General features: G+C 36.4%; 18 protein-coding genes and 1 pseudogene. 14 read left to right on the top strand and 5 right to left on the bottom strand.

All coding sequences use genetic code 11. The features are described 5' to 3' along the window. The first annotated feature begins 41 nt into the window (after positions 1-41). The 3 genes from tyrS to C6H08_RS01475 are packed head-to-tail and all read left to right on the top strand — an operon-like array spanning position 42 to position 3,612. Positions 42-1,289 (top strand): tyrosine--tRNA ligase, encoded by a 1,248-nt coding sequence (tyrS, locus tag C6H08_RS01485; protein WP_052099942.1) that lies wholly within the window; start codon positions 42-44, stop codon positions 1,287-1,289. Positions 1,290-1,298: 9 nt separating this feature from the next. Further along, complete coding sequence (locus C6H08_RS01480; RefSeq protein ID WP_034563995.1) at positions 1,299-2,390, top strand: nitronate monooxygenase; 1,092 nt, start codon at positions 1,299-1,301, stop codon at positions 2,388-2,390. Positions 2,391-2,400: 10 nt separating this feature from the next. After that, positions 2,401-3,612: an N-acetylmuramoyl-L-alanine amidase family protein gene (locus tag C6H08_RS01475; RefSeq protein WP_052092849.1), complete on the top strand. Its 1,212-nt coding sequence runs from the start codon at positions 2,401-2,403 to the stop codon at positions 3,610-3,612. A gap of 488 nt (positions 3,613-4,100) precedes the next feature. Here the strand turns inward: C6H08_RS01475 and C6H08_RS01470 are convergent, their stop codons facing one another. Further along, positions 4,101-5,441: a hypothetical protein gene (locus C6H08_RS01470; protein ID WP_052092851.1), complete on the bottom strand. Its 1,341-nt coding sequence runs from the start codon at positions 5,439-5,441 to the stop codon at positions 4,101-4,103. Between the two features lie 29 nt (positions 5,442-5,470). Next, positions 5,471-5,968, bottom strand: a complete 498-nt coding sequence (locus C6H08_RS01465) for a hypothetical protein (RefSeq protein ID WP_034563997.1) — start codon at positions 5,966-5,968, stop codon at positions 5,471-5,473. Positions 5,969-6,298: 330 nt separating this feature from the next. Between C6H08_RS01465 and C6H08_RS01460 the strand changes: the two genes are divergently transcribed. Then, positions 6,299-7,450 carry a trans-sulfuration enzyme family protein gene (locus tag C6H08_RS01460; RefSeq protein ID WP_034578938.1) on the top strand — a complete coding sequence of 384 codons (1,152 nt, stop codon included), beginning with the start codon at positions 6,299-6,301 and terminating at the stop codon, positions 7,448-7,450. Between the two features lie 48 nt (positions 7,451-7,498). On the opposite strand, the gene C6H08_RS01455 is transcribed toward C6H08_RS01460, so the two are convergent. Further along, entirely contained in the window at positions 7,499-7,795 is a 297-nt protein-coding gene (locus C6H08_RS01455; protein WP_034564001.1) for a hypothetical protein, read from the bottom strand. Between the two features lie 702 nt (positions 7,796-8,497). Here C6H08_RS01455 and C6H08_RS01450 point away from each other — a divergent pair. Further along, the gene (locus C6H08_RS01450) at positions 8,498-8,896 is read left to right on the top strand and encodes a hypothetical protein (RefSeq protein WP_233708426.1); all 399 of its coding nucleotides are present in this window, start codon (positions 8,498-8,500) and stop codon (positions 8,894-8,896) included. Positions 8,897-8,905: 9 nt separating this feature from the next. Next, positions 8,906-9,031 (top strand): annotated as a pseudogene (locus tag C6H08_RS01445) (YkgJ family cysteine cluster protein); the annotation flags it as partial. Between the two features lie 82 nt (positions 9,032-9,113). On the opposite strand, the gene lpoB reads toward C6H08_RS01445, so the two are convergent. Beyond that, complete coding sequence (gene lpoB / locus C6H08_RS01440) at positions 9,114-9,722, bottom strand: penicillin-binding protein activator LpoB (protein WP_005218550.1); 609 nt, start codon at positions 9,720-9,722, stop codon at positions 9,114-9,116. Then, positions 9,723-11,207: a hypothetical protein gene (locus C6H08_RS01435; RefSeq protein ID WP_034578936.1), complete on the bottom strand. Its 1,485-nt coding sequence runs from the start codon at positions 11,205-11,207 to the stop codon at positions 9,723-9,725. 89 nt (positions 11,208-11,296) lie between these two features. On the opposite strand from C6H08_RS01435, the gene C6H08_RS01430 reads away from it, so the two are divergent. From C6H08_RS01430 to C6H08_RS01395, 8 genes are all read left to right on the top strand, one after another. Then, positions 11,297-12,241, top strand: coding sequence for a tetratricopeptide repeat protein (locus C6H08_RS01430; protein ID WP_034563588.1), 945 nt, complete (start codon positions 11,297-11,299; stop codon positions 12,239-12,241). A gap of 114 nt (positions 12,242-12,355) precedes the next feature. Beyond that, complete coding sequence (locus C6H08_RS01425; RefSeq protein WP_034578935.1) at positions 12,356-12,961, top strand: MBL fold metallo-hydrolase; 606 nt, start codon at positions 12,356-12,358, stop codon at positions 12,959-12,961. 18 nt (positions 12,962-12,979) lie between these two features. Continuing rightward, entirely contained in the window at positions 12,980-13,762 is a 783-nt protein-coding gene (locus C6H08_RS01420) for a HesA/MoeB/ThiF family protein (protein WP_104686075.1), read from the top strand. Between the two features lie 90 nt (positions 13,763-13,852). Further along, positions 13,853-14,623, top strand: a complete 771-nt coding sequence (gene motA / locus C6H08_RS01415) for a flagellar motor stator protein MotA (RefSeq protein WP_034578933.1) — start codon at positions 13,853-13,855, stop codon at positions 14,621-14,623. A 146-nt stretch (positions 14,624-14,769) separates the two neighbouring features. Then, positions 14,770-15,537 (top strand): flagellar motor protein MotB, encoded by a 768-nt coding sequence (gene motB / locus C6H08_RS01410; protein WP_034565831.1) that lies wholly within the window; start codon positions 14,770-14,772, stop codon positions 15,535-15,537. 21 nt (positions 15,538-15,558) lie between these two features. Beyond that, positions 15,559-16,248: a Sec-independent protein translocase protein TatB gene (gene tatB, locus C6H08_RS01405; protein ID WP_034565829.1), complete on the top strand. Its 690-nt coding sequence runs from the start codon at positions 15,559-15,561 to the stop codon at positions 16,246-16,248. 95 nt (positions 16,249-16,343) lie between these two features. Further along, positions 16,344-17,147, top strand: coding sequence for a twin-arginine translocase subunit TatC (gene tatC / locus C6H08_RS01400; protein ID WP_034578932.1), 804 nt, complete (start codon positions 16,344-16,346; stop codon positions 17,145-17,147). A gap of 521 nt (positions 17,148-17,668) precedes the next feature. Continuing rightward, the coding region (locus tag C6H08_RS01395) for a vacuolating cytotoxin domain-containing protein (protein ID WP_233708425.1) at positions 17,669-18,918 on the top strand (1,250 nt) is incomplete at its 3' end.

The following is an 18,918-nucleotide window of genomic DNA, read 5'->3' as shown; positions in this document are numbered from 1 at the left end:
TATTTGAAAGATAAATTGCAACAAAAAAGGAACACAATAGTATGCAAGCAAGTAATGCCAACTCTACGCTACAAGCAAAAGTGCAAGAAGCCATGCGAGAAATTGAACGGGGCTGTGTGGAGTTTATCGGTAAAGAGTATATAGAATCTTTAGTAACAAGATTCTATGAAAAGGGGGAAGAGTTTATTGTAAAGGCTGGTTTTGATCCCACTGCACCAGATTTACATTTAGGGCATTCTGTGTTATTGCAAAAGCTTGCGACTTTTCAAAACTATGGTGGTAGAGTAAAATTTTTGATCGGCGATTTCACTGCGACAATAGGCGATCCTTCAGGGAAAAGTGAGACAAGAAAACCACTAACTTTTGAAGAAGTAGCACAAAATGCTAAGACTTATGAAGAACAAGTCTTTAAGATTCTAAACAAAGATAAGACAGATATTTGCTTTAATAGTAAATGGCTAGGCAGTCTTACAAGTGTAAATATCATGCAGCTAACCGCTCAATACTCTGTTACAAGAATGATGGAGCGAGATGACTTTACAAAACGATTTAAAGAAAATCAGCCTATTTCTATTGTGGAGTTTATGTATCCTTTATTGCAAGGTTATGATTCTGTGGCACTAAATTGTGATATTGAGCTTGGCGGTAATGATCAAAAGTTTAATCTCTTAGTAGGTAGGGCATTACAAAGGGCGTATAATTGTGGTAAAGAACAAAGCGTGATGACTATGCCTTTACTTGAAGGGCTAGATGGCGTAAATAAAATGAGCAAAAGCCTTAAAAACTATATCGGCGTAACAGATTCCCCAAATGACATGTATGCCAAGATTTTAAGTATTGATGATACGCTTATGTGGCGTTATTATGAGCTTATTAGCACAAAAAGTTTAGCAGAGATAGCAAAGCTAAAAAGGGGTGTAGAGACAGGTGAGTTGCACCCAAAGGCTGTGAAAGAGGAACTTTCTTTAGAGATTACTACGCGTTTTCATAATGAAAAATTAGCCCTGCAAGCAAAAGAAGCCTTCAATGCGATATTTCGCAATAAAGAGATTCCAAAAGACATTGAAACAAAAGAGATACAAAAAGGCGAGTGGATATGCAAAGTGTTAGTAGAGCTAGGTTTTAGCCCATCTACTTCACAGGCAAGAAGAGATATTAAAGCTGGGGCTTTAAGCGTAGATCAAGCAAAACAAACAGATGAGAATTTTCACTTTTTACAAGAAGGCGAGTTTATTATAAAACTTGGTAAAAGAAAGTTTGCTAAAATTATTGTTGTAGATAGTATATAAGGTAGGATAATGGGTAATTTATTTAAAAGCTTAACAATAAGAAAACACACGATAAAATATCCTATTTTTCAAGGTGGCATGGGTGTTGGCATTAGTTGGGACGAGTTAGCAGGCAATGTATCAAAGGAAGGTTGTTTAGGCATTATCTCTGCAGTTGGCACGGGCTATTATAAAAATATGGGTTTTGTTGATAAGATTTTATCAAGTAAGCCTTTTGAGGCGATTAACTTTTATAGTAAAAATGCGTTGAATGAAATCTTTAAAAATGCGCGTAAAATATGCGGTGATAAGCCTTTAGGTGCAAATATTTTACATGCAATTAATGACTATGGCAGAGTAGTAAAAGATGCGTGTGAAGCAGGGGCAAATGTGATTATTACAGGTGCAGGACTGCCTACAAACATGCCAGAATTTACAAGGAATTTTCCAGAAGTAGCATTAGTCCCAATCGTATCATCAGCAAAAGCCCTGCGTGTTATATGTAAGCGTTGGAGTGAGCGATATAAAAGAGTGCCAGATGCTGTGGTCGTAGAGGGACCTTTAAGTGGTGGTCATCAGGGCTTTAAATATGAGGATTGTTTTAAGCCAGAGTATCAGCTTGAAAACATTCTACCACAAGTTGTCGCAGAATCTATGCAGTGGGGGTCTATGCCAATTATTGCTGCAGGTGGTATTTGGGATAGAAATGATATTGATACCATGCTTTCACTAGGGGCTAGTGGAGTGCAAATGGGGACAAGATTCTTAGGGACAAAAGAATGTGATGCGAAAGCTTATCAGCAAATCTTACCACATATTACTGAAGATGATATTGAACTTGTAAAATCGCCCGTTGGCTATCCAGCAAGAGCTTTAAAGATCGGTGTAATGCAGAGATTAAAAGAGGGAAATGCCCCAAAAGTGCAGTGCATTAGCAACTGCGTTAGCCCATGTCAAAGGGGCAAGGAAGCAAAAAAAGTGGGTTACTGCATAGCTGATAGCTTAGGCAAGGGACATTTAGGGAATCTTGAAGAGGGTTTATATTTCAGTGGTGCAAATGGCTATCGCGTAAAAGAGATTTTGAGCGTTAAAGCATTAGTTGATGAATTAACACAACGCTAAATGGATATGTATGCGTTGCATTGTGCTTTTTTTCTTGCTTATAAGCAGTTTACAAGCCGACACACTGCGCGTTTTAAATACTATTCCTTTTGGTGCATCAAGCCTTAGGATTGATGCAAACAGAGCAATTAAAAAAGATGAAATCAGCGTTCATAAACTAAGTGATACAAGCACTTTTATAGACATATACGGCATATATGTGCCAACGGGTAGAAAAGAGTATAACTTCCCAAATAACACTCAAATCACAATCGCACAAAACAACAAACAGCGACTTCGTGTGCTTATCACTCTCACCTCAAAAACTGAATTTGAATACAATATCAAAGGCAACCATCTCTACATCGCAATCAAAGAAAAAAATGCAAAACAAAGTGTAGTCCCAATCGCAAGTTCAAAAAAACCTGAAAAGCAACCAGAAAAAAAGCCCATACAACAAGCAAAACCCACAACACAAAAGCCACAATCACCAAAGCCCAAGCCAAAACCAGCTGCAAACACAAATCAGCCAAAGCCAATACTTGTTTCAAAAGCAACGCCAATGAGTAAAAATCGCAAAAAAATTATTATCCTAGACCCCGGTCATGGCGGTAAAGATTGTGGCACACAAGGTATTTCTAAAACTTGCGAAAAACATATTGTTTTAAGCGTAGCCAAACTCACCGCACAAGAGCTTTCTAGAAGGGGCTATGTGGTCTATATGACAAGAAACACGGATATATTTATTGAGCTGCAACGACGCACAGAAATGGCAAATGAGATACATGCGGATTTGTTTATATCTATTCATGCAAACTCAATACCAGCAGGTTCGAGCAGACAGCCAAAAGGCGTAGAAACCTATTTTCTATCAACTGCAAGGACAGAGAGGGCGATAAATGCCGCTGCTATTGAAAATCAAGGCATGGCGGAATATTCGCCAACAACCATTGCTTCATTCCTTACATCACAAAGGATTATCGCTTCAAATAAGCTTGGTATGGATGTGCAAGCAGGTATCCTAAAGCAAATCCGCACAAAATATAATGAGAATCTTGATGGTGGTGTAAGAGAGGGACCATTTTGGGTGCTTGTAGGTGCTCTCATGCCTTCAATCCTTATTGAAATAGGCTATAACTCTCACCCAGTAGAATCAGAGCGATTAAAGGATACAAGCTATCAAACCCTAATCGCCAAAGGCATTGCAAATGGTGTTGATGGATACATAACAAAGAATCCATAAATTACTACAATCTGTTATTCTAAATATTTCACCAAACACTTTTAACACAAGAATATATTTTCTATACTAAAACGCATTGGAATCTATCGTAGTTTTTTTGCAATCTATTCTTACCTACACAATACTTACACGATGCAAAATCTTAGTAATATTTAAAACCAAAAGTTGTAAAAAACACAGAAAAAGAACATAGGTATGTGGACTAAGAAGAAATTAAAATAGGTTAAATATATAGGCAATAAGGCTAATAAGATAGAAAGTTTAATCCTTCTGACTTACCTGTATCTCTAATACTTTGTTTTAAAGGCACAGGAGACTTAATGATGTGCCATACAAAGTAGATCAGTAAGGTATCATATTGTATTCGTTTTATAAGTGTTTGGAGAGATTACCATGTCGCCTTCTAGTGAAGGCGTTATGCCAAAGTTGGGATTTTAAAGCCAAGATTAAATCTATGGTGATTGTTTGCAATAAGACTCAAACCAACATTAATTAGATAAGATAAAGCCATCTGCCTTAAGCATATCCTTTGTTGCACTTCTATTGCTGCTTGTATCAAGCAGATTTGAAAAGGTATTTGCGATATTTTGCATTATCTCTTTTTCATAAGGTTCCATTACAGAATCTACAAGCATATATTCTGAAATATCATTTGCTAAATCATTGATAAAGGCTCGTGCCTCTTTGCTATCAAGCACACTTACAACTTCTTGCAAATATCTAATGTAATTTGTCTCATCAAGCTTTACAAGGCGATGTTCTGCTAATATCTCTTCAAACATCTCTGTTGCCCCAAACTCTTTAGCTCTTTCATACATTTTTTCTTTTTGTAATTTAATCTGTTTTGAAGTGTTTTGAGAATGATTTAATAGCATTTTATACATGCTAAAAAGCGCACGAAACTCTTCAAACTTTAGATCATTTTCTGTAATACCTACTATACTGCCTTTTTGTATCCCATCAAGCATTTCTCTTTTTTCTGCTTGGACTACACGCGGGGTAATATACTCATTATTAAACTCTACAAATGCTATATAGCGATGAATGAGATCTTTATTTGTAGTTTTGTATCGCCGTTTTAGTGTTGCCACATAGTTAAGCAGATAGCTTTTAAACTGATTACGCATAGTCTTTTCTACACTGCTGTGTCCTTCTTCTATCCCTTTTTGCACTAAATTTGCATTTAACATAGCATTAGCATCAAAAATCTTTAAGAAATCTTCCATATCTCGCTGACTTGGTGATGAATGTGCTAGGATTTCATATGCTTCAATAAGACTTTTGCCTTCTATATGAAAAAGCACGAAAGGATTAAGTGTCCTTACAGGATTTATGTTATATCTACCTTGTTGCTTTGTCTCTTTAAAATGCTCTTCTTTACCCTTATCTTTTGCAGAATTGCTTATAAGTTTATATGCACCATAGCCAAGTGCAATCCCACCTAGTGTAGCCCCAGCGATAAGCGTTACAGGTGCAGCAACTGTTGCAACGGTGGTAGTCGCAAACAAACCAAAAATACCGCCCGTAGTAGTTGCTACTGTGCTAGTCCCAAGTGTCGCTGCTGTAAAGCCGCCAGCAGCCCCAGCAGTAGCCATTGAAACGCCACTACTCAAATACTCAAGAAATCCAGTAGTAGCCTCTGTGCTACAAAAAAGTATATTAAATGCTTTATCTTGATAATACCCTATTTCATCACTAGAAGCATTGCCTATAATACTTATAATCTCACCAGCATTTTCTGTTGTGGTAAGTATTGCGTAAGCTTGATCCCATTGCTGTTGTGAATCGAGTGGTTCGAAACCCACGGTACTTCCTTCTCTCTCTGCCATAGCATTCCTTTCAATGTTAAATATGTAGTTTAAAAATCATTCCTTAATGCCTTAAAAATCTCTACTAAAAGCTTAAAAAACTCTTTTGTAGTATGTGTTGCACCTGCGATAACCTGCTGAAGAGTGCTATCTAGCTCTCTACCCCCTTTATTCACATAGTCAATATATCCACCGATAGCTGCACCAAGAAATGGGGATATAAGGGATAATACATCACCAATAAGTGGCATCATACCAAGAAATGAGCCAAACACTGCACCGATAATAGTGCCTAATGTTAAGTTTGGGTTATCTTGTATAAATTGATAGATCTTTGCAAATACGATTCTACCGATATTAATCAGCTTACCTGCTATTATCTTTGTTTGCTGAAAAAGCGTTACCATTTTACGATCAAATTCTGCTTTCATAGATTCTGGTAGTTTTAAACCACTAGACATTTCATCAATTAAACCACGTGCATTATCTTCATTAAAACGCACATTATCAAATCTTTGTAATTCCTCAATTGCTATCGTTTTTGTCATAGCCTTGCTCCCTAGTGTAATATATCAAAACAACATTGCTACTTTACAAAAAAACAAATCAAGGGTAAATGTATAATAAATATGAAAAGTTTAAAATGTGAGATTCTATATCTCAATCTTGTCATAGTTTCATGCTATGGATAATATTTAGAATTAATGTTTAGGATCAAAGCGGCATAAAGCAATCTTTAAGTTATCAAAAATAAATAATTTTTTGTTAGAATAACATGAGTTTCAGTATATGCGAACTATATTTTTATATAAGATATAAATCTTATAATTTATTATATATAAAAATATAAATTTGAGAGTTTTATAAAAAGGATTTCTATGCAAAGCACACTTGATACCACACTAATCCACGCAGGCACTACCACAGACCCACGCACAGGGGCGGTAAATACGCCTATTTTCCAAACCTCCACTTACGCACAAGATGAGCTAGGTAAGCACAAAGGCTATGAATACTCTCGCACCAAAAACCCCACAAGAGATGGGATTGAAAGCCTTATTGCCGAATGTGAGGGCGGGAAATATGGCTTTGCCTTTGCCTCTGGTATGGCAGCACTTGGCACGATTTTGAGCCTATTTAAAAGTGGGGATTCTATCATCATCTCACAAAATGTGTATGGCGGGACTTTTAGAATCTTAGATAAAGTCTTTAAAAACTTTAATATCACTTATAAAATCGTAGATACAAGGGACTTAGACGCGCTAGATTCTGCCCTAACCCCTGAAGTCAAAGCTGTGTTAATTGAAAGCCCTGCAAACCCACTTCTAAGCGTTACGCCTTTGGCAAAAGTCGCTGAAATTTGCAAGAAAAAAGGCGTGTTAAGTATCGTGGATAATACCTTTATGACGCCCTATTTGCAGCAGCCCTTAAGGCTAGGCATTGACATTGTGGTGCATTCTGCGACAAAGTATCTTGGCGGACATAGCGACCTTGTAGCCGGGCTTGTGGTGGTAGATGATGAGAATCTAGCTGAACGCATAGGATTCTTACAAAATAGCATTGGCGGTGTATTGGCTCCATTTGATAGCTTTTTGCTTATCCGCGGTATGAAAACACTAGGCTTACGAATGCAGCGACATTGTGAAAATGCCTTGTTTCTAGCAGAATCTTTAAGCGAACACAGGGCGGTAGAAAAGGTGTATTACCCCGGTCTAAAAAGCGATAGCGAATATGAAGTGCAAAGCTCTCAAGCGCGTGGTGGCGGGGGAATGTTAAGCTTTATCCTAAAGCCAGAATATGATTATAGAATCTTTTTTAAATCCACAAAAATCATCGTTTTAGCTGAAAGTTTGGGGGGCGTAGAGAGCTTGCTTTGCCACCCTGCGAGTATGACTCACGCCTCTATTCCTAAAGATTTGCGTGAATCTATGGGGATAGCTGAAAATCTTATCCGCCTATCTGTTGGCATTGAGTATGGCAAAGATTTGCTAGAAGATATAAATCAAGCGATTGATAAAAGTCGTGTGTAATCTTTAGCCTTATTGGGCTATTGTATATATTGGTCATTAGCACTTGGTCTAACTATTTATTTCACTCTCGCTTTTAGATTCTATATAGAATCTACTTAGCACTCTTTTTTTTATTGCACTCTTTACATAATATTTGTCAGTTATCTCCCTTGTTTTTCCACCTTTGTTCCAAGGGATTATATGGTCGGATTCCATTTGATTTATATTAAGCCTTCCATTTTCATGTGGGCGTTTTATGCATTTTATATCCCCATCGCTATTGGTACCGATTTCTTTTTGCTTCTCATATGTTGCCCTTTTTATGTTATTACCAAACGCCCTTAGACTTAAGCCTTTTATTACCACTTAGCGGGTATGCATACACGCTTTTTTGTTTCTCACTTCATCATCTTGCATAATCTCTGTGATTGTAGATTTTAGTTCTCATTCCTTGCTGTATTCTTAACATGCTCTATCACACGCTTTGTTGCTAGATTACATATTATATATGTTGTCCCATGAAGTAAAATCTATGTGGCTTAAGTCTAATATTCATGATGTATATGCAAAAAAAAGAGTTAAGAACATTAAGACTATAATCAACAAAGTTGTTGGGGGCAAATATCCTTTAGAATGTGCAATACAATACTTTTTAAGCTCTATCTATCCCCTTTTTTGTGCGTGAAATCAAACTAGGATACTGGATTTACCCCTTACAAATTCATCGTAATTGATAGTATTCAAGTTGTATCCTAGGCCTTTAAACTAGCACAAATTGCTGATTTATTAGCCCTTATCATACGTGATAGAATGAATGATAGCAACATAGAAGTCATCTCATACTATGTAACTCAAAATAAAAAGTTATCACAACATCTAATGCTATATTTTGTCATTTTATTTTTCTTTTCTACTTAATTTGTTATGCAGAAATTGTAAATATGGTTAAGCTATTTGGGTTTCTTATTTACCCTTGACTTGTTTTTTTGTAGAATGCAATCTCACAAGACTTGTTCTTGATAGATTATTTTAGGAGTTTTTGTATGTTTTTGAATCTACTTGAAAAAGATGAAAAAGTGGCGTTTTTTAGAGATAGCACACCATCTTGCATGGAGCAATAATGACTTTTCTGATACGCAAAAAGCAGTGATTGCGACTTATTGTTTAGAAATGCAGATTGATGATATTAGCTATGATAAGAATTGTGAAGATAGCTTTAGTCTTGCAAACGCATTTGCAAAGATTAGGAATCCACAAAGCCAACGCATTATGTTGTTAGAAGTTATGGCATTGGTATTTGCAGAGCATGTTGTGCATGTGGATAATATCCACCCAGAAGAAAAAAGAGTGATTGATGAGATGATAAAAGCCTTTAATCTTACAAAAAATCACGCATTAATCTATAGCAAATGGACTAAAGCTGTGTTATCTCTCACTACGCAAGGCAGGGCGTTAATCGCTCTATAAGGTTATACTATGAAAGAGATTCATAATGCAGGTTTTCCATGCACTAGTTGTGGTGCATGTTGTAAAAATATAGCTGGTATCAAGGAGTTAGAATCTTATGATTTGGGTAATGGTGTATGCAGATTTTTAGATTCCATAAATTTTGCACCCACACAAATGGTTGAAAATCTAGAATCTACTCAATAAGATTCTATTTCAGCACATAATAATATAGAATCTACCATGAAACCTTGCTATTTGGAGCGACTTTTATGATATGTGTATTTTCGTCCCACTCTACCATGCCTGTTTTTATGTTTGTAAGTGTTAGAGTGAATGAGTAATCTACTCTTTGTTTTTTACCTACTTTTGTATTTTTCTGCACGATAATGCCTGATAGTGAGAGATTTGGTGCGATGAGTGTGCCTTTCTCTGTTGTTGTGTATTGATTAAACTCATCATTATCTCTTAAATCCCTTGCATTATAAATCATATTATCTGTTTGCCCACCACTACCGCTAATAGCATTTGTAAGCTGGAATTTCCCGCTTTTACGCATAGCTCTTGCTACCTTGCTTGTTAGTCCTCGCACATCGACTTGCTGCATAGTATCATTGACTACATCAGAGATAGCAAGGACTTGCTTTTTCTCCAAACTCATTACATATTCGCTATTTAAAAGACTTTGCACACTCTTATGCACCGCTGCTTCAATATCGTGATAATCTATACCTGCACTCGTATATTCTACTGAATCTTGCGTATCAACGTAGCTTACCTTGCCACCGCAACCAACTATACTCAAAGCTACAACGCTTGTTACTACAACTTTTGTCCATTTATACATCTAATCTCCTTTAATAATGGTATGAGCGATTGTGCCACGATGCACACGCACATACATGATATTGTCTGTTAAGACGCACAATCTATCTTCATTGCCATTTTCATAGTATTGCTTAAAAAGCTTGATTCTAGCAGAAATGTCTTTAGGCTTTGCTTTAATGAGTGAATCTAGCTCATTTTTACTTGCCATTCTCGCTAGTTTTGCGTTGCATTCTTTTGTTATGGGAATCTCTAGCAACTTTTCATTATTACCATAAATTTTGACACTAGATTCTGTATTGGGAATTCTAGCAATCCATACGCTATTTGGCAAAATAAGACTTGAGCGTAAGTCAGCCGCAGTAGTCGCACTAAAAGCTAAAGTGCTTGCGAGTCCAATAATCGCACCATAATTCCCACCCACTGTATTAATCGTTTCTGTAATGCCAAACTTTAGCAATGCCCCAACTATCGCACGAGTGATGATTGATGGAAGCTGTTTTTCAAACTCACTTGCAAACAGATTGCTTACATCACTTAGAATCTCCGCATTTGTAGTGTTGATTCTATAATCGCTGTATGTAGGCTTTCCATTAACAAGATTTGGCAAGGCTAGATTTATTGCATTGATACCGCCACCGGTTACAAGTGGTTGTGAAATGATTAGCCCCTCTTTTCGTGCCAATGTGCCATCTTCAATAATTATCCAAGTAAATTTTTGATGATCGCGTTTGCCTTTACGAGATTCTAGAATCTGCATATCTTGTGCTACAAATGGAATCTTACTGATACCATAAGATTCTTTTAGTAAATCAGTCGATTTAGCAAAATCTCTCTCAATCATAAAATATACGCCAGAAACATAGGGGATAAGCGGATTTATCATGTCTCTATATATCGCAAACTGCTCTAGATTTGTATATCGTGTTTTTAAAATATTATCAATTTCAGAATCTCTTGTATTTGTTTCATAGAGTGTGCTTTGTGTTTTCTTATTTGCCTCTTCTACCACTTTATCATGTGCTTTTTTTATCTCTTTTGCATAATAATCTTTTGCCCTTCTTTGCCTATCATTCGCACGATTAAATTCAATCCTTGCTTGTGTATTATCCCCTAAACTAGAGAATGCAAGGGCTTTGTAAAAGTTTAGCAATGCTCCCTCAAAAATCATGCCACGATAAGGCATAGCCATATCATTGCTTAAAGTCGCTCCAACATTTGCACCTATGTTTGATAATAGCCCTTTTGCTTCATAGATTTTGAACTGCTCTTCCGCTTTTTCTAAATCATTAATACTAAAATGCGCTCCAAAATATGAAAATGTGAGAAAGCCGGACTGCATTTTCCACAAAAGCCAGTCGTTTGATTTATCTTTTGTAGCTTTTTGTAATGTTTTATAAGTTTGTGTGTAGTGCTGTGTATCGTATTCTCTCTTAATTTGTGTGCTATATGGAGAACAAGCGGATAAAAAAAGCCCAATTAACACAAAAAAGATAAAATTTTTCAAAGTTTCCTCGATACTATTGCAAAGTTTTTCTCTAAAACCATGAAATACTAATATAATTTCATATAAAAATCAATTGTTTGGGAGTAAATATGATGAAAAAGTCCTTTATGGTATTTGCCACTATGTCGCTTTTTGGAATCTTGCATGCAAAAAGCTACTGGGGGCAAAGCAACTCTTATTATAAGCCAAATTTTTATGGACAAAATTCATACCAAAACTCATATTATGATGATCAATATAACGCACAAGCTGATTATGATTCTGCATATAATCTCTACAAAAGGGGCAATTTAGAAGCAGCCCTGCCTATTTTTGCAAGGCTGTGTGAGCAGGATAACTATATTGCATGTTTATCTGCTGGGATTGTGCAGGGAAAATTGCTTGATAGTCTAGATTCTGATAAAAGATTCTCTCGGGGAGAGAGAAAGAGAAAAAAGGCAGAGTATTATAATGCGATGATGGCATTTTACACAAAAGCGTGCAATGGTGGCAATTATGATGCGTGTAATAACCTTGCATTCTACGAGCATAGCACAAAAGCAGAAAGAGAAAAAGAGAAGAAAGAAGAAGAAAATGCAAGGATAGAAAATAATAGGGCAATGGAGCTTTACGCAAAGTCATGTAAAGCTGGGAATAAGGAAGCATGTCAGAATCTAGGCGTTATATATAGTGGGAATCTTGAGGATAAAAACGGGCAAAGCACAAATCTAATGCAAGCACAAAATTATTATGGCAGAAGTTGTAATATGGGAGATAATGTAGCATGTTTTAATCTCGGTGTTTTGCGTTATAATTATGCAAAAACTACAAGCGATTATGCACAGGCGATTCATTATTTCAATCAAGCGTGTGGGGGCGATTATCCCGCAGCATGTCTTAATCTAGGTATTATTTATGAAAGGGGCGTTACACAAGATGTAAATGAAGATGTAGCAAATGCTATGCAATATTACACAAAAGCATGTTATTTGCAAAATGCTGATGCTTGCACCTACCTTGCAAAACTTGCAAATAAACGCAAAAAAATGCAGTAACATCTTGCAAGATTTTTATTAAGACTTAAAGAAGTTTGTGATAAAATAAGCCCTTTATTTATGATTTTTGTGAAGTTTAGTTAATTATAGAATCTTTTTGTAAAAGGTTATGGTATGAAGATTCAAAAATGTGCGTTTGGAGAATATCAAACAAACGCCTATATATTGCAATTTGATGATTTTGAGTTTGTAGTAGATCCCGGCTTTAATGCAACTGAATGGGTATTAAAAAACACAAACAATCTACAAGCAATCCTTATCACACATGGGCATTTTGATCATATTTGGGATACCGCCAAGCTACAAGAGCAAACAAAGGCAAAAGTGTATTGCCCCATTCAAGATTCCTTTATGTTAGAATCTGATTGTTTCAACTTAGGCTTAACACCATGCAAGGCAGATGTATATGTAGAAAATGATAAAGATTCTAAAAGTCTCAATATAAATGGTATTAATGTAACTTATTGGCATTTTCCCGGTCATACACCCGGTTGTAGCATTATAGAAGTGTGTGGGCATATTTTTAGCGGTGATTTTATCTTTCAAAGAAGTATTGGTCGATATGATTTTCCATATTCAAATAGCAATGATATGAGAGAATCTTTAGAAAGATTCTTGCAAATCAAAGAAGACTTACCTATACACCCCGGACATGGTGGAGACACTTCAGTATTTGCAGAATCTCGCAATATACCCGCATGGATAAAATATATTGCATAAAGTTTAGAGTAGGATAATATGGAAAAAGAAGAAGTATTAAAAGAGCGTTATCTAAGACATTTAATGCTTGAAGATGTCGGTGAAGAAGGGCAAAAAAAGCTTAGTAATGCAAAGGTCTTAGTGATTGGTGCTGGTGGGTTAGGCTCACCTGTATGTTTGTATTTAGCAGCCGCTGGTATAGGTCGCATTGGCATATTAGATTATGATATTGTAGAAGTGAGTAATTTACAAAGGCAAATCATACATGCGACTTCAGATATAGGCAAAGCAAAGATTACATCAGCACAAATAAAGATGAAAAATCTCAATCCAAATATAAGAATTGACACTTATTTTGAAAAACTCACAACAAATAATGCCATGCCGATTATGCAAAATTATGACTTTGTTGTCGATGCTACTGATAATTTCGCAGGTAAATTTCTCATCAACGATGCGTGTGTGTTGCTTAATAAGCCCTTTAGCCATGCAGGTGTTTTAAAATATCGTGGGCAAACTATGACGATTTTACCACATGAAAGCGCATGTTTTGCATGTGCTTTTGATGAGCCGCCCGCAAAAGAGTTAAATGCTATATTTCGTGCGGGGCTTTTTGGCGTAGTCCCGGGCATTATTGGCTGCATACAAGCAAGCGAAGCGATTAAATATATTCTAAATCTTGGTGAATTACTCACAAATACGCTATTAACCATGGATATTAAAACGATGAATTTTAGAAAAGTAGCCATTCATAAAAATGCTGATTGTCGCGTATGCTCTAAAGAAAATGGCATTAAAGAATTAAAGGCTTATCATGAATGACAAAAAGAGAAATCAGTCGATAGCCAAAAAACCACAAAGCATGGTATATAATTTGCTTAATTCAAATCTAATTGTGAAGAGAGGATGGGTATGGATTTAACGAGTATTTTAGGTATTATTTTGGCGATTACAAGCTTTTCTGTTGGGGATATACTAGAGGGCGGAAACCCTGTTCATCTAGTGCATTTAAGCTCTGTTATCATCGTGATTCCGACTGCGGCGATGTGTGCGATGACAGCCACACACGCACACGCAGTAAAAGCGGCATTTAAGGAATTAAAAATCGTTTTTGTGAATCCAAAGGTAAATATGAATAATACCATTAGACAAATGGTAGAGTTTAGCTCAGAAGCGCGTAAAAATGGACTTCTAACACTTGAATCAAGAGTATCGCAACTAGAAGATGACTTCACACGAGAAGCAATGTCAATGATTATTGATGGACGCGAAGCAAAAGATGTGCGTGAAGATATGGAGATTCAAATCGAGCAGCTAGAGCATTACTATCATAGTGCGGCACACTATTGGATTCAGTTTGGTGAGACATGTCCTACGATGGGACTTGTTGGTGCGGTGTGCGGTCTTATCCTTGCGCTTACGCTACTTGATAACCCAGCGGCTATGGCGGCTGGTATCGGTGGTGCTTTTACAGCGACTGTTACAGGGATTATGGGTGCGTATGCGATCTTTGGTCCATTTGGTCAAAAGATGAAGGCAAAATCACATGATATTATCATTGAAAAAGTAATGATATTAGAAGCGGTTGTAGGTATTGCAAATGGGGATAACCCAAGAAACCTAGAAGCGAAACTTTTAGGATTTATCCCACCGGGTGAGCCAAAAATATCACAATTTGAATAGTATGCAATGCTACATACAATACAAAAAGGTATATCGCAAAAGGCATGTTGAATGTGTGGCTAGATTCTATAAAACTTTAGAATCTAAAAGCTATACATATTTAGCATACAATAATTTCAATGTAATAGAATTTAAGGATATAGACAATGGCAAAGAAATGTAAATGTGAAGAATGTCCAGCGGGAGAGAAATGGGCTGTTCCTTATGCGGACTTCCTTTCACTTCTACTCGCACTTTTTATTGCGCTTTATGCGATTTCAGCGGCTAATACTTCAAGAGTAAAGGCGGTTACAGAAGCATTGATTACTATTTTTGACGCAACGCCTATGCCAGAACGCACCATGCCTGTAATGATTATCCCACCAGATCCCGGAACCGTTAGGCAGGAAACAAAAGATACGCTAAAAAATACTTCTACAAACCTTAATGCGCCAACCACGGTTGTAACTATCACGCAGTTATCAAACCTTATACAAGATGGTGGTTTGTTAGAACAAATCGAGCAAGGAACGACTCTAAGACTTCCTTCGGACATTCTATTTGAGCCCGGCACTGCAGATCTTGTGAATCAAGACAGAAAAACAGAGCTTGATCTACTTGCAACAGCGATTGCAAAAATGCCACCAGAAGTTACGATAAATATTAGGGGTTATACGGATAATTCAAGCCCGGCAGGCTATCGTAATAACTACGAGCTTGCAGCCGCCAGAGCATCAAATGTTATGGAATATCTAATGAGTAGGGGTGTCGATCCTGCTAGACTTTCTTTCACTTCCTATGGGCAGTATAATCCTATCGTGCCAAATACAAGTGAAGTCAATCGCCGTGCAAACAATCGCGTTGAAGTATTCTTTGCGACAACAAAAACTTCTGTCCATAAAGTGCAAGGCGTATTAGAAGATATGCAGCAATAAGTAGCATGTAAAGGGGCATTCTTGCTAGGATTTGGAATCGGTGAAATTATCCTTATAGTGATAGTTGCCATTATTGTGCTAGGACCTGATAAATTGCCAAATGCACTGATTGAAATGGCAAAATTTGTGCGTGTTGTAAAAAGGACCATGCAAGATGCAAAAGATACGCTTGATAGAGAAGTAAATCTAGCAGAGATTAAAAAAGAGGCACAAGCCTATAAAGAGAAGCTAGAACACAGCGTAGATATTAGCAAAGAACTAAATATAGATGATATACAAAAGGATATGCAAAAGGGCATAAATGATGTGCAGCATTTATTTAAAGACTACAATCCAAAGCCAATCCAGCTTGACACACAGACAAATAATACAGAATCTACAAGCACTCATAATGAAAATCTAACAACAAATCATGCAGATTCTATAAATAAGCCAGATTCCAATCCACTTGAGTGGGATGCGGAGTTTAGGACGCAACAACATAGAGAGAATCTAGATTCTAAAAATTACAACCTAAATCCCGCCACCAAAGAAGCGAATAGAAATCTAGCTACAACAAATTATCATACTGAGCGTAGCGAAATATCTAGCATGGAATCTCAACAAGATTCTTCACCTTTTTCAAAAACTCAAAATGATAATAAGTTAGATTCTAATCCCGCACAAAACGCAGAAAAAACAGAATCTGCAAATAAGGCAAATCATGCTTAATTTTGTTTTAACTACAACCTATTATAGAATCTCATCTAAAATCACAAGCCATACAAAAAGATTCTATAAAATCATAAAACATTTGGGGTATAGATATGTTTGAGGAGTTGAGACCACATTTACAAGACTTGCGAAAGCGGCTTATGCTTTCTCTTTTAAGCGTTGTGATTTGCTTTGTAGCTTGTTTTAGTTTCCATGAAGAGATTTTTACATGGGTGCAAACGCCAATTTCTCATGCTTTTAGCAGTGGTATCAAAGGCAAACTTATACAAGTAGCCCCGGCAGAATACCTTTTTGTAGCTATTAAAGTCAGCTTTTTTGCAGCATTTGTAATATCTGTGCCTATTGTATTTTGGCAGTTATGGCTTTTTGTTGCTCCGGGCTTATACAAGCACGAAAAAAAGCTTATTTTACCCTTTGTGTTTTTTGGTAGCTTTATGTTTGGCTTGGGGCTATTTTTTTGCTATCAAGTCGTATTTCCACTTATCATTCGCTATGTGCTTGCTTTTGGCAATGAAGTCGTTGAAGCAAACATTGCAAGTGATGAATATCTATCGTTTTTTATCCGCATTATGCTTGCTTTTGGTTTTGTGTTTGAATTGCCTGTTATGGCTTTTTTCTTAGGTAAAATAGGGCTTATCACAGACAATACGCTGAAGCGGTCATTCCGCTATGCAGTTGTAGCTATCTTTATAATCGCAGCGATTGTAACGCCCCCAGATGTTATCTCGCAGCTATTATTTGCATTACCTATGGTTGTGCTATATGGTGTTGCCATTATTATTCTTAAGTTTGTGAATCCAGAAAAAAAAGAAGATGAAACTTCACCGCCAGATAACACAGAGCAAACTCGCAAAGATGAGATACAAGCACAGATAGAAGAGCAGTTAAAATCTTGATTGAATAGCTAGTTTTAAAACCCCTAGCTTAATCTAGTTTTTTAACTCTATTTATTCATACCAAATAAAACAGAATTTCTTTTTTAAGAATAAAATCCATTCATACTGAATCCACCTTGTCATGTTGAATGATAGCGAAATATCTTTTCTTAACTCAACTATTTGTCATGTTGAGCAAAGCGAAACATCTAAGCATAGAATCTAGTATCATTTGTCATTTTGAGCGACAGCGAAAAATCTAATATAAAATTGCGTTTTTGTTATATTGAGACGAAGTCGAAATATCTTTTTTTTTAACTCAACATGATAAGATTCCAGAAACCACACAACGCAATCCATCAAATCACTGCAACATATCAAAAAAGTGTAAAATATATACAAAATCCACACAGATTCTATAAAATTTGTAACTTTTACTTACTTTTTATAGAATTTACTTGAATTTGTTTTTTTTTTTTTGTAGAATCATGCAGTATTTTATTTGCTATTGCAAATAGTTGATCCTAAGAGAGGCTAGTAAAATGGGGGTTAGAGCCATGAAAGTAAAAGCTTTTGTATTGAGTGCTATTTTGCTTGGTGTAGGTCATTATTCATATGCTGCTAAGAATATTCAAAACGATATTTACAATCTATACAACAAAAATGATAACTCAAATGATATATTTTATAGTAACAACATGGGGACAACATACAGCACCTTTGGTAGAAGTTTTACACAAAACTATCAAAACGGCACATTAATCATTGGCAACACCTCAAAAAGTCCAACAAATAATGGACATTGGTTTGGCTCAGGCGGTCGGCTAGGTTTTATTAATGCAACCTTCAATGCAAAGGAAGTTTTTCTTACTGGGAAAATAGGCACGGGAAATGGATGGAGAACGGGCGGTGGAGCAAATCTTACTTTTAATGCAAACAATAATCTCACATTAGATAGGGCAAATATCAGTGTAAATCGTGCAGGTACACAAAATTCAACTACTGCTTTAAATGGCAAAGGAATCGATATAAAAAATTCACAATTCAACATAGAAAATATCAATGGCGGTGGCATTAATATCGGCAATGAAAAAACAGAGAATCTGACTATAGATAATACAGATATAAGCATGAGTGGCGGACAGATAAATATCACCGCAAAGAACTCAAAGCTAAACTTTGGGTCGGTCATTATCACAAATGGCACACTTGATTTAACAAAAGCAAATTATACAGAACTTACAACACACTCACTTAATATCACAAACTCTAGCTTTCGCTCAAAAGAACTTAATATGTCAGGTGATATTGTAAATGGTAGATTCACACCAACACAAGATCTACCACATGGGGCAGGTTTTCGCCAAAGTCTAGGAAATGGAGGGCAAGATTTTAGTTCAGATTCTGTAACAATAGATGATGGCAGTAGCACCTTAAATGCGACTAATGCGACGATCAAAGAGTTAAATTTCAAAGGTCCATCAACAATCTTTGGTTCAACACAAAAAAAGCTTACTGCTACTATTAGCGGTAAGTTAAATATTACAACACTCACAAATCCTTACCAACCGCTTGGTAAAGGTTTTGCCGCTGAACTAGAAGTAAAACAGGCTAGTGAAGTCAATATAGAAAACATACACCACCAAAACTATACGGGCGGCAGCTGGATACATGTCAATGTGGATAACAAACTCGTTGTAGGAAATATTCAGTTTGCAACAGATGGTATAGCTGGGAGTCAAGGGCGTGTCGAGCTTAAATCTAGTAACGGCGATGTAATAGTAAAAAATGC

The sequence above is a fragment of the Helicobacter bilis genome (assembly GCF_900198365.1).
Lineage (GTDB): Bacteria > Campylobacterota > Campylobacteria > Campylobacterales > Helicobacteraceae > Helicobacter_A > Helicobacter_A bilis_B.
This window is presented reverse-complemented; position numbering and strand designations above follow the sequence as displayed.